This window comes from Paraburkholderia sp. SIMBA_054, assembly GCF_046534875.1.
Lineage (GTDB): Bacteria > Pseudomonadota > Gammaproteobacteria > Burkholderiales > Burkholderiaceae > Paraburkholderia > Paraburkholderia hospita.
In genome coordinates, this window is the sequence record NZ_JAWRXV010000001.1 from 25747 (window position 1) to 40453 (window position 14707).

General features: G+C 58.7%; 15 protein-coding genes. 5 read left to right on the forward strand and 10 right to left on the reverse strand.

Translation table 11 applies throughout. The features are described 5' to 3' along the window. Window positions 1–10: 10 nt before the first annotated feature. The 3 genes from SB822_RS00120 to SB822_RS00130 all read right to left on the reverse strand — a co-directional run bounded on the left by SB822_RS00120 (window position 11) and on the right by SB822_RS00130 (window position 1955). Window positions 11–583 (reverse strand): hypothetical protein, encoded by a 573-nt coding sequence (locus SB822_RS00120; RefSeq protein ID WP_410853574.1) that lies wholly within the window; start codon window positions 581–583, stop codon window positions 11–13. 77 nt (window positions 584–660) lie between these two features. Next, window positions 661–1536, reverse strand: a complete 876-nt coding sequence (locus tag SB822_RS00125) for a hypothetical protein (protein ID WP_410853575.1) — start codon at window positions 1534–1536, stop codon at window positions 661–663. A gap of 179 nt (window positions 1537–1715) precedes the next feature. Continuing rightward, window positions 1716–1955: a hypothetical protein gene (locus tag SB822_RS00130; RefSeq protein ID WP_410853576.1), complete on the reverse strand. Its 240-nt coding sequence runs from the start codon at window positions 1953–1955 to the stop codon at window positions 1716–1718. 373 nt (window positions 1956–2328) lie between these two features. On the opposite strand from SB822_RS00130, the gene SB822_RS00135 reads away from it, so the two are divergent. Beyond that, a complete protein-coding gene (locus SB822_RS00135; RefSeq protein WP_410853577.1) occupies window positions 2329–2472 on the forward strand; it encodes a hypothetical protein in 144 nt (47 codons plus the stop codon). Window positions 2473–3374: 902 nt separating this feature from the next. Here SB822_RS00135 and SB822_RS00140 read toward each other — a convergent pair. From SB822_RS00140 to SB822_RS00150, 3 genes are all read right to left on the reverse strand, one after another. Next, window positions 3375–3905, reverse strand: a complete 531-nt coding sequence (locus SB822_RS00140; protein WP_410853578.1) for a hypothetical protein — start codon at window positions 3903–3905, stop codon at window positions 3375–3377. 70 nt (window positions 3906–3975) lie between these two features. Continuing rightward, complete coding sequence (locus tag SB822_RS00145; protein ID WP_410853579.1) at window positions 3976–4671, reverse strand: hypothetical protein; 696 nt, start codon at window positions 4669–4671, stop codon at window positions 3976–3978. 998 nt (window positions 4672–5669) lie between these two features. Further along, window positions 5670–6419 (reverse strand): hypothetical protein, encoded by a 750-nt coding sequence (locus SB822_RS00150; protein ID WP_410853580.1) that lies wholly within the window; start codon window positions 6417–6419, stop codon window positions 5670–5672. Between the two features lie 414 nt (window positions 6420–6833). Here SB822_RS00150 and SB822_RS00155 point away from each other — a divergent pair, with 414 nt between their 5' ends. From SB822_RS00155 to SB822_RS00170, 4 genes are all read left to right on the forward strand, one after another. Beyond that, a complete protein-coding gene (locus SB822_RS00155; protein ID WP_410853581.1) occupies window positions 6834–8078 on the forward strand; it encodes a tetratricopeptide repeat protein in 1245 nt (414 codons plus the stop codon). Window positions 8079–8156: 78 nt separating this feature from the next. Next, the gene (locus SB822_RS00160; RefSeq protein ID WP_410853582.1) at window positions 8157–8573 is read left to right on the forward strand and encodes a hypothetical protein; all 417 of its coding nucleotides are present in this window, start codon (window positions 8157–8159) and stop codon (window positions 8571–8573) included. Window positions 8574–8587: 14 nt separating this feature from the next. Then, window positions 8588–9130: a hypothetical protein gene (locus SB822_RS00165; protein WP_410853583.1), complete on the forward strand. Its 543-nt coding sequence runs from the start codon at window positions 8588–8590 to the stop codon at window positions 9128–9130. A 167-nt stretch (window positions 9131–9297) separates the two neighbouring features. Further along, entirely contained in the window at window positions 9298–9471 is a 174-nt protein-coding gene (locus SB822_RS00170) for a hypothetical protein (protein WP_410853584.1), read from the forward strand. Between the two features lie 21 nt (window positions 9472–9492). Here SB822_RS00170 and SB822_RS00175 read toward each other — a convergent pair whose 3' ends face one another. The 4 genes from SB822_RS00175 to SB822_RS00190 form a co-directional block, all read right to left on the reverse strand. After that, a complete protein-coding gene (locus tag SB822_RS00175) occupies window positions 9493–9930 on the reverse strand; it encodes an SET domain-containing protein (RefSeq protein ID WP_410853585.1) in 438 nt (145 codons plus the stop codon). Between the two features lie 171 nt (window positions 9931–10101). Continuing rightward, entirely contained in the window at window positions 10102–10896 is a 795-nt protein-coding gene (locus tag SB822_RS00180) for an H-NS family nucleoid-associated regulatory protein (protein WP_410853586.1), read from the reverse strand. A gap of 100 nt (window positions 10897–10996) precedes the next feature. Further along, the gene (locus SB822_RS00185) at window positions 10997–12739 is read right to left on the reverse strand and encodes an ankyrin repeat domain-containing protein (protein ID WP_410853587.1); all 1743 of its coding nucleotides are present in this window, start codon (window positions 12737–12739) and stop codon (window positions 10997–10999) included. Between the two features lie 435 nt (window positions 12740–13174). Further along, the gene (locus SB822_RS00190) at window positions 13175–14269 is read right to left on the reverse strand and encodes a tyrosine-type recombinase/integrase (RefSeq protein ID WP_410853588.1); all 1095 of its coding nucleotides are present in this window, start codon (window positions 14267–14269) and stop codon (window positions 13175–13177) included. Window positions 14270–14707: the final 438 nt, after the last annotated feature.

The following is a 14707-nucleotide window of genomic DNA, read 5'->3' on the forward strand; positions in this document are numbered from 1 at the left end:
ATCGACAGGGCTATCTTCCGGTTCGAAGGACGATGATCTCGGCGTTCTCCCTATGTGCATCATGGAGTTCGCGTAAAAAGGCTTTTTCGCGCGCCCCGTGTCGCCACCCGACGACTGGGGCGCAGCGAAAGAGGCCGAGGGACGCGTCGATCGGAATGTAGGGTGGAAACTCCGCGCCGGGCTGAGCCCTGTTTTGTTCGCGCGTCATGATGACGGTCTCGTCGCGTGCGAGGAAGAACTCGAAAAATTCAGCTTCCGAGGCAGCCTCCGCCCGCTCGAAGTACAACGCCTGCGCGGTGGCTCTTCGGTCGTACCGGTGACCGCGTTGCAACTGACCCGGCGGTGGGCGGAAGCCATGGACCGCGAAAACCTCAAGGGCTGCCGGCGTTATGCCGCGCACAGGCCAGGACCACTCCCTCGAACCCATCAGATGCGTCAGCATCCGGGTGGCGTCGCCAGCCGTGAATCCTTCCGGGTGGGAGTGGATGGCGTCGAACTGCGCACGATAGATCGAATGAAGTGCCTGCCGCAGGTGCGGATCGATCGGACCGGGTGTCATTGTCTGATAGTCGAGAAGGTGCATTGATACCTGAACGGCCGCCGGGCGGCGGCCGTGTTCGTGGTCTTGCTGCTTCGCTTGTCCGGCAGTCCGCTACGCGGCTAGGCTGCGAGGAAATCGACGTGATCAACGACGTCTTCGTCCACGTCGCTGAGCTCAAGTGTGACGCTGACAAGGTCAGCGTTCGCAGGGTAATCGTGGCACTCAAGCCTCGTCAACGCGTCGCCCACTTCTCCACTGAAGCTGTCATTTGGGCTCTTTAACTCAAGATACGGGACCTCTGCCGCCGACATTTTCCCGTCCATCAGAGACAGATCGCCGCTGACGTCGTCTTCGGAGACAGCGATATATTGCACCGAGTAGACATCGAACTTGAAGATATCGTCCTTCGGGCGCTTCGCCGTCGCGTGTGGAAACGCTGTTATCCCTAGCGGCTCAAGCGAATCAGCGACTTCGCGATTGAAAGTCTCGAGCGCATCCCGGACGCTGCCCCCCGCGTCAGCGATGTCCGTTGGCCCCAGTGCACGCCTGAGCGCCAGGACACCTTCCATCTTCACCTCGTACACAAAGTGCCAGGCCGCGAGATACCTGTAGGTGATCGCGTTTATCACCCACCTGCCCTTCAAGGCATCGCGCAACTCGGCTCCAAGGCGGGATTTGGTCGTTGCAACTTCGCCCGGCCTGAGCGCGTACAAGGGACGGCCTTTTCGCGGCGCCGACGCCCGGCGAATATCGAAGTCTCTCGCCGCTGACACAGCGAAATGAACAACGTGGAGGCGATGCTCCGTGTCGACCAGGTGATGTGCCCTGTATGCTACGTCGAAACCTCGCGGATTGAGCTTCTCTGCAAGGGTCGACGCAGCCTCATCGATGCAACTCTGTTCCCACGACGCGTCGCTGATGCCGTCCCGTCGGTTATGCGGATTGCGCGGAATCAGGAAGGAAATCGACAGGTCGAAAAAAAAGCGGACAGTCATCCGGACTGTCTCTGTCCCCGAGGGTTCATCTTTGGATCGGCGCGTCATACGTGGTCCCCGACCAGATATGTGATTGTTGGATTGGCCATTGCCCATCGGCCGTGCCGCCCGCCCGGATGCCACCGTGTCCGCATCGATCCCGCCGCGGAAACGGTGCTATCGCGGCCGAGCTCGAGACCTTAACGTTTAACCGGGCTGAAGTTGAAGTCCTGAACGACCACTACAGTCGCGCGGCCGTATGCGATCAGCAGGCTCATCTCCGCGAGTCGATCCGCGAGTTGTGTCTGGAAAGCCCCTTTGATCCGATCCCGCCCGACCGTTTTGTAGAAGTCCTGCCAGGGGTACGTGAGGGCTTGCGCGGCCTGCTTGCGCATCTGGTCGGCGATCTCGTCAGCGATGGTGGCAACTGCTTTCGGCATTATTTTTCTCCTTGTTGGGAGCCCGAGTATAAATGCGGGGTAACAAAATCACAACGGCAATGTATCAATATTTTTAGGCGCGTCTAAGAGTTGCGTAAGGAATTTGCATTGAGTGAAGGGCCGACGGGATAAGGCTTTTGGCGAGATGGACCTTGAGCGTATGAATTCGCGGAACATTCTGACAGCCATCCGCGGGGGGAAACAAGCTGATTGCGACAGCGCCGGGAAACGGATGCGGACGTCCCGGTCGTCGGTCATCGACTTCGAATCGGAAGCCGCCTGCACAATTCGGCTGGGAAGCCGATATTGCCTGCAAGGACCGCGATCCTCTCGCAGCTCCAGCCAGCAAGCGCCGTTGAAAAAAGGAGAGAGCATGCGCCTGAGCACCCCGATCACGCGCCCAGCCGATGATTACCTAGAAGTCGCCCTGGTGGCGCTTTCCCTCGCCGTCCTTTTATCGATTGCCTGGAGTTTGCTTTACGGTTTCTGGTTGTCTCCTGCGGTGGAGCAATTCTGAGATCTCGTTCCGGAAATCAAGCGTCACGTGAGGGACCGGTCAGCGGTTGCCGTGTGGGCCGGCGTCACCGTCGGGCCGTTCTTCGGAATGGGGTTGATGTTCGCAGCCATCAGCGCAGCTATCTGGCGTAAAGCTGAAGCGGTCGCGGTGGCTATCGAAAACGCGCGGCGTACCTCGAGGGCCCGTTGAAGGTTTGTGACGGAGGCTCACGTGTCTCGACGCGAAGGTAGACTCAGATCCCCAATCGCATCTGGACCGCGCCAGGGTCAGCTGGCCCCGCCATCCGCACCCACCACCTGATGAAGAAACTGATGCTCCGCTGTTCCTTCTCTTGCGTCTGGAATAAGACCACGGACGGGGAGATCCCTTCGCGATACGGGCGACTCACCCCGCCTCGTTGTCACGTCCTCTTTCTCCGCACCACACTTCGGGCAACGATAGTAGTGGAAGGCGCGCCCTCTGGTATGTCGGGTTGCAAGCAATGCCCCGGACCCGCAACGACTAAAAGCCGTCGGGCGAGAGTTGATACGCGAGTACCACCTTGTTGTCGGCCGTCAGGCATTTCAGGGGCATTGGCTCTCCTGAAACCGCAGCGCTTGGGTCCAGTTTTCCTAGAATAGTGCATTTAACGCGCGGCCGATGGCCTTGGCTGTCCGCGACAACGCGCTCCAAGTCCTGTTCTGCGTCTCTTGGAACGGGAGCGGATGCCGCCATTGCAAGACGTTTCCGAAGTTCCCTGTTCTCGAGTCCTGGAAACGCTCACCGTCGACCTGACGTACCTCTTTGATAATTTTCAACTCCCCTCGTGATGCTCTGGACCACGGCTCGTCGCAGCCCTGTTGTCACACCCGACCCCGGACTTGCTGCGTTTCCGCCGAATTCTGTGCTAACGCTATTTCTCGCTATAGCCGATCTAGCCAGGCAGGTCGTCGCTCGGCTTCTGACGCGTCGAGTGGGCGGCCATTTCTATCCCATGCAGCTCTGTGGGTTGCTGCGATATGGGTTGCAACGGTTCCGCCGTCCTCGGCACGGATTCGAATGCAGGCACGTATCGGCGGCACATGATCTCCGTCTGTCGATCGAAGATCGAGTGTCAGATATACGTCGCGGTAACCCGGCGCTTCGCCACACGATACAAGTGTCGCTGAGAAGTCCAGCGGCCCGTTTGAGGTTTGCGACGTCATCCCGGCCAACTGCGCCTGACGCGCCTCGCTGGCCGCGGCGTTGGCATCGTCGTCTTTTTGGGCATGAAACTGCTGGGCTGCTGCTGGAATCAGACGAGCCCATTCTGGCCCGACACGATCCAGTGCTTCTGCCAGCGTGAAATTCAACTGACGAATCCAGTCGGGACGGTCGAGCACCAGCGCAACGGCGAGTTTCTCTCCGATTGAGAGAACATTAAATCCACCTGCGTCAGCATCCTTCGCTTTCATCACAAGGTGTGTCAACTCCGTGTTTCCGATTCTGTCTGTGCCCACTTTGGCCTCCGCAGGTAGTTGGATCTCAGCCGCCTTCGGTAACGTCAATCATCGCCGACGGGACCTTTCTGAACGCCTCATAGTAGTTCTCCATGTCCCTGCTGCCGATCGGATCTTCGAGTCGCATAAGCGCGTTGGCGACCTCGACGGTGAGCATGCGTTTGAAAACCTGAGGGCGATTGGCCTGAAAAAACTCCTCAAGCTGCTCGTTGCTGAAAGGCCTCGACGACCGAGCCCAGCGCTCGTCGCGTACCACGAGGCCGTTCGATCGCGACCACTCGTAGAATTTGAGGTCCCAGAAAAATGTGGCATTGATGTGGCGTCCCGCAACTTTGCGGAAGAACGCTTCGATGTCCTTGGCCAAGGCGTCGCGTGCGATATGTCCGATCTGAAGGTTCTGCGCCTCATCACTCTCCAGACTCGCGATAATCGCCGCACCCGTCTCGACCGCACTTCTGATTGAGTCGCTGTCTCTGGAAAGCTTCTGTTCAATATGGCGGGTCAGCTTCCCATAAGCGCTCCTGACACGCTGGGCCATTTCTTTGAGTCTGTCCGCCGGCAAGCCCTCCGCGATCAGCCCGTTGAGCGTCTGGAAATCCGCATTCAGATCCGCAACAATGCGATCAAAACCCGAATCGTCGGGGACTACGTACTTGAAGATGGAAACCCCGATCTCTACGTGAACGTTAACGTAGGACGGCGTTTGAACTGTCGTTGACATGGCGGACCTCGATCGTTGGGCGTCGGCAGAAGCGCCGCGCTAAATGGGCGATTTCCGAATGATATTCGAAGCGTGGCGCCGGGGACGCCAGGCTCAAAGGAACGGATCGCCACCCTGTAGCGGTAACGACGAGGCCTGCGCCCACAATGTCTACGACAATTTGGGCCGTGTCAGGCAAGAAGCCCATGGAGAAACCATTGCTGCTCCTTTCCTCCGGGGCGAGACGCGCTCGCGATTGATCCTGTAGCACATCGAGTCCTCCGCTTCGGCGACAAGGTAGTCCCGCGAGGCGAAAGCCTCTGAATGCCATCCTCCTTCGATGCGCTCCGGGGAAGACGTGATCCGCAGCGGTGTCCCGTAAAACGGCCGGTGCCCGCGAAACAAAAGCCTGATGGGCGGCTTCAGAAGGAATACTGGTCGAGGCATTCCGGCGGGCGGCTGCGCGAATCGAGCGTCGTCGGCAAGCGGTACCCACCGATTAGCGACTTCAGGACGATGGTCAGCCGTCGGCGCAGCGCGCCTGACGTTCGCGGCGCCTGCGCGCGACCAGCAGCTCGAGCAACCTTCGGTGGTCAGCGGGCGTACCGCCGGGTTCCGGGAAAAGGCTATCGGAAGGTGCCGCTGCAGCTTCCACTTCGTGTGCCTCGGTCTCGTTCGCCATGACGGGAGAAACGAGTTTTACGCGCGCGAGGCGCTCCCCGAGCAGCCGGACCAGGTGCTCCTCCTTCCAGGTCGGCTCGGCAAGCGCGATTTCAAGCTCGGTCGGCGGAACGGCGGCGCGTGCGCTCGTGAGCCAGCCGCACCGCGATGCGCGCGCCGGCCGTGCCGGTTGACCAAGCGGCCGATCATCGGTGCGATCAACCGTCGGGCGGCAAAACGCGCAGTCTGATTCTGGCGAGTTCAGGGCAGCGTTCGCGGCGACACCGGTACTGTATGTACATACAGGATTCCATCGGCGATTCTACCTTTGAAGTTATCGTGCTCAGGCCGATTCGGGGTCAAATCCCAGATGGCCTATGCGGCGGCCGGTAGGCGGGATGCCCTTCTGTGCGCTCACCGCGCGCGGCGGACCAGAAATACCCCGCGTACGTTCCATACACGTCGGCCGCCTCTGTCAGGTCGAACGCCCGAGCCATGACGAGGTGAAGGAGCAATCTGACCATCTCGAGGTTGTCCTGATAGAACGATTCGATTTCCTCGTCCGTCGAGTCAGCCCGATTCGCGGTCTTGGGTTCCTTCTGCCGGTGGGCGAGGCTCACGCTTCTAAGCGTCATCAGGTGCCGGATGACGCCGTGCTGGCTTCCGCCCTTTTCGTATCGGTTATAAAGATCAAAAAGCTCCGAGCGTCTTTGAGACAGCGATTCTTTTAATGCGCTATCACGCAGGGTCGAAAGATCGACTTCGGGTGTGAGGTTGATACCGTGAGAGCCCAGGCGGCGCGCTCTGTAGGCGCAAAACCCCACAAAAAACTCATCATCGCGCAAGGTATTGACGACCGCCGGAATCGCGATGGTCCGGTAGTCCGGATCCCACAACCGGATTAGTGCCATGAGCATTTCGCGGCGCAGCGCCATCCGCACGACCATCAGCGATTGTGTGGCGTACGACTCGCCCATCCGCCTATGTAAACCCTCGTCGTATGCCGTTGGCTTCCATGTCTCATGGAACATGATCGCGAGCCCGATCTCCTGCTCTATCGCCATAACGTCGTGTTTCAGCCGCGTGATTTTTGGGTCGTCGCCTTTCATTTCACCACCCCGGAGTTGTAGTAGCGCTCTGCGCCGCCTGAACGCAACGCGCACCGCCCACTCTGCGCGCGCAACAGCCGCGAGGCGGAGCAGCTGCCCGTCTTCGCTCCCCCTCGTTGGCTGAGCTTCATTGAGGCCAAACCGGCGCGCAGCGTGACGCCTAAAAGAACCTGGGGCGACTTTAGCACTGTTAGGGCCAGACAATTTTTCGATCAGGCGCTCGATGCGACCTGAACAAACGACCGTAACAGCCGATAACGGAAACGGCGAGACGAAACCCTGCAGCTCTGCGTGTGCAAAAGTCGGCACCGTGGTGCACGGAGCGACTTGCACTTGAGGCAAAGCGGGCGAGACTTCAAAGGTACAGACGCACCGCCCGATCCGGGGCGGCCCTCTCTAACGGGAAAACAACGAATGATCAAACCGATAACACGCAAGGTGCTGGCTGGGCTGGCTATCTGTTCAGTTTCACTTGCGGCGCTGGCCACGCCGAGTGTCGCTGATATTGCGACGGCAGTCGATGCGCACGACTACGCGCGCGCAGACGTGATGCTGCAAGATGTCCTGAAGGCGCATCCGAACAGCGCGAAGGCCCACTTCATGGAGGCACAAGTTCTTGGGTTTGAAGGAAGGCCGGCCGAAGGACTGGTGCAACTCGCCGACGCGAAGCGCATCGACCCCACTCTGAAGTTCGCGAGCGAAGAGCGTGTCGCGAAAATCGAATCTCATCTCAAGGCGGAACTTGCCAGCAAACCGTCCGAGCAAAGCACGGCGAGCAAGGCATGGAACGCGGCGGTAACGCCGATCGCGGGTGCCCATAACCCGGGTGCGGAAGTCCAGCCGGGCGACGCGCGGAGTGCAGGCCTACCGGTCGCTTTCTGGATTGGCGGCGCGCTGGTCATTTTCGTGACGGTCCTCGCAACCGTTTGGATTGTTCGCCGCAAGAAGCGGGCGAGCGCGGCGCACGCGGACGACGTGCGCAAGGAGCAGATGCGGCGGCTGACCGATGCCCTTTCGGTCGTCAAGAAAGCAAAACTGGACATCAAGCTGTCGCTGGACGCAAGCGTGCGTACGCTTGAGAGCGACGCGATCGACCTCGAACGCCGGATCGTCGACGTGCTGACGACGCTTGAATCGGGCGTGCCGGTCGCGGAGAGCAACGTCTCGCACCTGGTTGCCGAGGCGGGACAGATCGCAAACCGTGCGGGTGGCAATCTTCCGGCGCAGCCAACTCCCGCAGCCGGCCCGGCGTCGGGGGACGGATATCGATTTGGCGGATCGTATGGCGATCGTCGCGAGCCGACTGTCGCGGCGCCCTACTTTCCTGCAACGCCAGCAGCAGGTCCGACTACTGTCATCGTCGAAAACAATAGTGGACCTGACCTGCTCACCACGGCAATCCTTGCGGACGCATTGAGCGACCGGCGCGAGCGTGTAATCGAACGCGACGTATATGTGGAGCGGGACCTGCCCCAACGCCGCCCGGCTGAGTCGGCCTTCAATCCGGGTGAGGACGATACGCGTCGTCAACGTGGCGACGACACCAGCCGAAGCGTCGACGATGCTCCCGCGTTCGATGTCGGAAACGGCGGAAATAACTGGGACGATGCTGGCTCGGGCGCGTCTTCGAGCGACGGCGGCGGCTGGAGCGATAGCTGAAGACGACCTGCGTCCGCGAGGCTGATGCCTCAAAGCCGGCGCAGGAATACTCCAACCTCATGAACAGTGAAGGTGACGATGGACGCTCAGGTAATTGAAAACTCTAAGGCGCCCACGGCGGCGCAACGCACACGCAAGATGAAAGCGACCGAGGCAGATCTGGCCTTTGGTCGAAGGGCACTCGATGCGGCGGCGCGTCGAGTCGGATATCAGACGTGGAGCGCGCTTCTGGCGGAATGTACTGGTGCGCGAGGCGCACTGCTTCTCGTTGATTTCGTCGTCGACTGCCCGTTTGGCGTCCACGAAGAATACGCGGCGAGCCTGCGTAGGGCCGGTTTGCAAATGCGGGCCGTCCGGTTCGTCGACCTGGTCGTTGGAAGGGCGGACGTGCTCACTTTGACGGAGGGTGACGCGGAGGCCATACAAGCGAGGGCAATCCCTGTGGTTGATCTCGGACTGCTCGACCCGGTCGACAACACCCAGAACAATGCGTAGCGAGGGAGGTTCCAATGGGATGGAAGACTCTTAAAGAGCGATTCGGGATTCAACACCGTGTTCAGGTCACCGACGCGGGGATCTGCATTGGTAGCGGGTACGCTCACAGTATTGTGACCGTCGACGTTGCGACAGGGGAAGTTCGTCAAAGTGATACCTTCCCACGCTTCCTTGAGGAAAATTACCCGGGCTTGCTAAAAGCCAGCGCCGAGGAAATTCTCCGGATTATCGAGACGCCCGACACGTTTGTGGCGTCGATTACCGTCTATACGTTCGAAGAAGGCGTCGTCATCGAGAAGCAGTGCGAGGTCCCGGGATATCCGAATATCACGCACGACGGCTGCCTGATGTACGACAACAGGTTCTCGACGGATATCAACACGGCCGTCGAAAGGGCGAAGCGTGACGTCACCGCTGCAATGACCTTCACGCGCGGCCGCATTGTCGAAGCGGAGAAGGAATTGACCGCGCTTCGCGCGCAGATGACGCTCTATGAGGCGGCACGAACGAAGCTGAAAGCCGAGTATCCAGCAGTCAGTCAGCGAGTCGACGGGTAACCGTCGTACGGTCAGTCTCGCGAGAGGACAACGGTCACAATCAAATCGATGCAAACGGCGATGTTAGATGGGGATCGCGCAGACGTCGGGCGCGAATCCAATCAGCGGGGAGATTGAATGTGGGGACGTTAATGGAGTGTCTGAAGTCTTTGCCGGGTGATCTGTTAATGCGCGATCTCGCTGCTGTGCGTGACGAAGTCGCCACCGTTTCCGAGCACATCACCCGGTTGGGGCGCGATGAGGATGGTTATGAAGTCCGCAAGGAATCGCGGAATTACGGTCGAAACGAGTCGACCGCCATCGGCGTGATCGGTGGGCCGGCAATGTACCGCCAGGTTTGAGGTCGAGTTTCGCGCCACCGATCAACCGGCCCCGAGCATGGTTCCAGAGCACGATTGTGCCCCGCACCGGCATGCGTAGAGAGCGCGAATCTCGGCGGTATCGCGGTCCTCGACGTCTAGCTGGTACGCAATAAAGAGTTCTTCACCAGCCGCGATTTTCCGCGTCGCCTCAATAAAAACGCGATCGCCTACTTCGATAGCTTCACAGTTGGCGTCGCAGGCGTGGTTGAGCCAGCGGGAACTGTTCCCACCCCGACCCCCATCGATTACACGCCCGTCGGACAGACCGAAGAGAAACGTGTGGCCGGACTCCGCGGCGTGACGATATCGGCGGGAGGCCTTCGCCCAGTTCAAAACCTCTCCCTTATATTCGAGCACCCGCTCGCCCGTTTTCAGGGGCGCAAGGGCAAAAACACCCCTGCCATGAACTAACGATTTTTTTACGACGACTCGTCGCATTTTTAAACTCCAGATTGCTGCACGTGACTGCAAGAGGGGATTTTCTACGCAGTTCGTGTTCGGTGTCTAGCCGACAGAAAATCTGAGTATCGTTGCGCTCATTCATTGCGGGAAAAAAAAGCCACCGGCATCCGGTGGCTTTTTCCCCTTCACACGAGAACGCCAGGCAGGTCAGCCAGCAACCGGCTCCTCGGTCACAGCAGCGGCGACGACACTCGGCTCTGCCGGCTTGGCCGCGACCTTCTTTGCCGCGGCCTTTTTGGCGGCCGCCTTTCGTGCCGGCGCACCGCCCTCGCTCTTCTTTGCGGCGGGCTTTGCGGCCGCTCTTTTAGTAGGCGCTTTCACGGCCGTCTTGCTGGCAGCAGACTTCTTCACGGCCGCCTTACTGTCGACCGCGTGGGAAGCCTGGGAGCGATCGATAAGAAAGTCGTCGCGGTTTTTGGCTTCACTGATCCAGGCCGGCGGACGGCCCTGACCAGACCACGTGGCGCCCGTCTTCGGATCCTGATACTTCGGTTGGACTACCCTGCCCGCCTTGGATGCGGTCTTCTTCGACGCGGCTTTCTGCACCGTTGTCGCCGTGGCAGGAGCGCCATCAATCAAAAACTTTGTGCGATCCTTTACGTCCTTGATCCAGGCCGGTGGCCGCGCATGTCCGCTCCAGGTCTCACCCGTTTTCGGGTTGCGATATTTAGGAGGAAGCGAGCCCTTGCCCGCGGATTTTGTTGCGGGCGTCTTCACTGCTTGCGCTTGCTTTGCAGTAGCCTTGCCAAGAGTATTCGGCGCGTTGGAAGAAGAGGCGCGACGACCTTTTTGCGCCTCCGCCAGATCTTCAATAGTCAGATTGGCGGCGGCCATGTCTTTCAGAATTTTCTGTGCATCGCGTATGCGATTTTTCTTTTGAAGAGCTTCTGCTTGATGTTCCAGTTTCGCGATTCGCTTCTGGATCGAATCTAGGCTTGCCATTAGTTTCCCCGGTGCTAGGCGCCCAACGCGCCAGTGCCGGGATTATATGCTTCCAGTTGTATCGCCTAACACAAAAGCGATGACTTCCTAAAGAAAAAGTCTAGTTGGGATTCAAGCGATGCTGGAACAGGTGCGCGAGAGACTCGGGCATCTTCAGTGCGCCTGCGATGTCGAACAGGCTAAATCCGAGTTCGGTCTTTTTCTTCAGACTGGCGCCGTGAAGCAGCAAGGTCTCAAGGACCGGAAAGTTTTCGTTAATCGCGGCAAGAATCGCAGGCGTCAGGCCATTGGGACATGTGAGATCGACGTCGACACCGCTCATGAGACAGAAGCGGGCGGCCGAAGCCGAGCCCGCCTGCGCTATCCGGTGGATCAATGAATATCCGAGGTTGTTTTTGTGCGAAATATTTGCGCCAAGACGGCGGAGCTTCTGAAAGTCCGTGCGATCCTTGTGAAGAAAGAAGAACGCCGGCGTCTCGCCGTGCTCATTCACGGCATTTACGAGGGACGAATTTTCAAGGAGCATGTTGATCGCGGCGCCCCATTGTCCCTTTGCCAGTGTCCGGAAAAGCGCCTCAGCGCCCGGCGTCGGACGACGGATCGCGACCGAGTCCGACGCTTCAGTTTTCAGACCATTTCGGATCGCGCGCAGTACGTCGACTACCTCCTCATCGCCATCTTCCTCGTACGAGTCGAGAACGACTGCCGGCGTGCGTGGACTGAGGGTGTTCTCTATGAGTTGGGCTGTTTCTGTTGCCCACAGCGCTCGCTCAAACTGCAATGATTCGCTGTCGGGATACCGTGCGAGCACGTTTCGCGGAACGACGAAGCCACCCGCGTTCTTATAGACGTCGAGGAAATCGGGATCCTCGGGGTCCGCATACATGAGCGCACCGGAGGTCATGTCCACAAAGAGACCGGACGGAAGTCCTACGACGTCGCGAATCTCTTCATCAACTTTGATCTGGTATCCGACCTGGCCAAGATGGGCTCTGGGGGACCGCTCTGCCGTACTTTTCTCGATCGCCAACTGGTACAGCTCGAAATTATCAAGGCGCTTCATCGCTTCGGGATCGCCGGGCCTGGGCGCAGTCGCCGGAGCCTCGTAGATCTGCCACAAGACGTCTGACCAGCGAGGAATCTCGATATCGTCGTCTTCTGCTATACCGAGTTCGACGAAACCAGCCTGATCAACCGCGTCGGTGACGCCGAAGCCGTACTGGGTCAGGAGCCACTGCTGTTTCTCAAACGAATGTAGCTCGTTCGAACTGACTGCGACAACCGCGCCGCGTGCGAGCGAAGCCTCAATACCCCCCGTGCTTAGCAGGCGTCGGTTGGTATCGGCGAGATCGGCGTCCAGCAGCACGACCAGATCGACCGCTCGATGGGGCTCTCTTGCGAGCAGCTCGTGCAAAGTCGTCTGGACAAATTTGGCGGGGCGAAGGCCGGGGAAAAGAAAGTCTTCACGCGGTGGTCTGGATCGGGAGAACCGGGTTTTGCGGCCAAGCTTCATCCACCCCAGACTCTCAAGGGCTGGCAAAACCGTGACATCAATGGTCGCGTTGCAGTCGAGCAGATCTGGCAGGAGTTGGTACCAGACGCCAGCGTCTTCGAACTCAAGGTTCTCGGCGCTAGAAACAACAATGAGATCAAGCTCCTGTTTCGCCTTCAGATAAGGCGCGAAGCAGTTGATCCACTGTGCAATGGCAAGCGGCGCGGCAAGTGCGCGTAAGCGGCGCGCGAGCGGCAAGCGGTCAAGATAGGGATGGCTGCCGAACAGCAACAGGTCATCTGCGGGCGCGCTAAGAGGTTTCTTGCGCTCTACCGCGGCGACTTCGCTCACGAGCGCACCCCGACATGCCTGATCGTTGTTTTGGCCATACTACTTCCCCCTGCGCCTCGTGGACTTCTCTGCCCGAGGGCGAATTATCGATTCGATCGGCCTTTAGCCGTGTCGTTGCGCGAGACTACGTCGATCTGGCGCTTTAAATCTTCGAACTGTCAGCAATTCAGCCGTGCTTCCGCATACTTGAAATTCTTAAGCTGTTAAATTTTGGCGCACTACCTTCTCTCTTTCGGTAAAAAACGAAATTGGTCTGGAAGCAAAGCAGTCAAATTGACCCCTTTTCAGAATCACAAAAACGCCGCTGAAATTATAGCTGGAAGCCCGTCGTGCACCTACAGACGGTCGATAAAAGCTGATGTTCGGCTCACTGGTCGGGTGAGCAGCTGGGCGAAGAAGCGGAGCCGCAATCGGCCCCTGACCCCAAAAAACGAGTCAAGCTAGCGTCGGAGTCAATTTTCGAACGCGCACGAGAGTACGGTCCGTTTGGAGGTTGCTTCGCTCCTGAATCAGCTGATCCGACAAACCCGCGATGATCTGCCGGCGGATAAATGTGTAGCGCAGAACCCGCGCACCCATGTCGGCGCCAGAAAAGCCGATCGCCTCGAGGCAGGCCTTGACATAGTTATAGGCCGAGGGTGTCGTGAGTTGTCCCCCGTTGGGACGGGTTGGAAAGGCGAGACCTCTTCCCCTGCGCCACGGATACATCGTCAAATGCTCACGCCTGTCGTTAAGCCACTCGACAATAGGTTCAACGCAAAACGGATCGAGGACGGCCGCATAGACCGACTTCGTCGAGCCGTCATCGAGTTCCTTCTTAGGCACGAACAAGGGCAGCTGGTCATTAAAGACGAAGTCGTCCACTGATGCGCCGAGCGCGTGTGCAACCGTGACGCCACTTCCGAGCATCAGCAACGTCAGCGCCCTGTAGCGACGCTGCTCCCAGGTGTCGACCCTGCATTCCTGAAGCAGGTACTGTTGGAGGCGCGCGTCTTCCTGCACCGTCAGGAACACAACATCAGGCTCTTCGTTCTTCCCCCTGATCAGACGCGATGTCTGGAGCATCGGATTCTGCTTTCGGTACCCGCACTCCACCAGGTGATCCATCAGATCGTTTAGAAGGTGGATGTAGCGCCCTTTCGTTGTCAGCCGGATTTCACGATGGACGATGGGTTTGGGCGGCCTTCTAGTCTGCTCCGGCTTCGCTGTCGGCTGCGGTGTCGGGTCGCGACCTTCCAGGCTTCCCAGAAAACGGTTGATACCGTCCGCGCCGATCGTCAGGACGCTCTGTTTCGGATTGCAGTCGAGCAGGAACTTCCAGAACGCCCCAAACATGGCCTTGAACTGGTTGATCGACACATCCGAGTACGCTCCCTTGCTGTGCTCGGCGAAGTGTGTGATCCACAGATCGAACGCGACAGGTGCCTTGAAAATCCAATCGTCGCGGGCAGGCGGCGACAACTGGAAGAGATCCTCCAGCGGTAACGCTTCGTCTTCAGCGAAAAGTTGGCCTTGCATCGCGGCACCCATAAAAACACTGTTTATCCGTACAGTAATCGAGACAGAAGAAGTTTACAAGTGGGGAAATCGTATTTGTAAACAGGGAGTTACAAATTCGACCACCCTGACGGGAATCAACTCCCCTTCCTTCCGTCAATTTCGACGCTTCTCGGAGGCCCCCTTCTTGGGAAACTGCCGTTTTTCGCCCGAAGGGCGAAACTCCGGGGTTAATAAAAAGGCAACCCGGTATATTAAACTAGTTAGGACTCCGAAGGCGCGTGCGCAACGCGATTGTACATCGACAGCTGGCGGGACTGCGTCCGAAGGGCTCTCTTTTAGAGGCAGATTTTTTTATGAGGCCCGGAGGGCCTTGAAGTGGACTGGCTAAGACGTCTACACGGGATATTAAACGGCCCGGTTTCATCAGGCCTTGTTCCGCCAGCATGTTGTGTTAAATTCACGCCAACG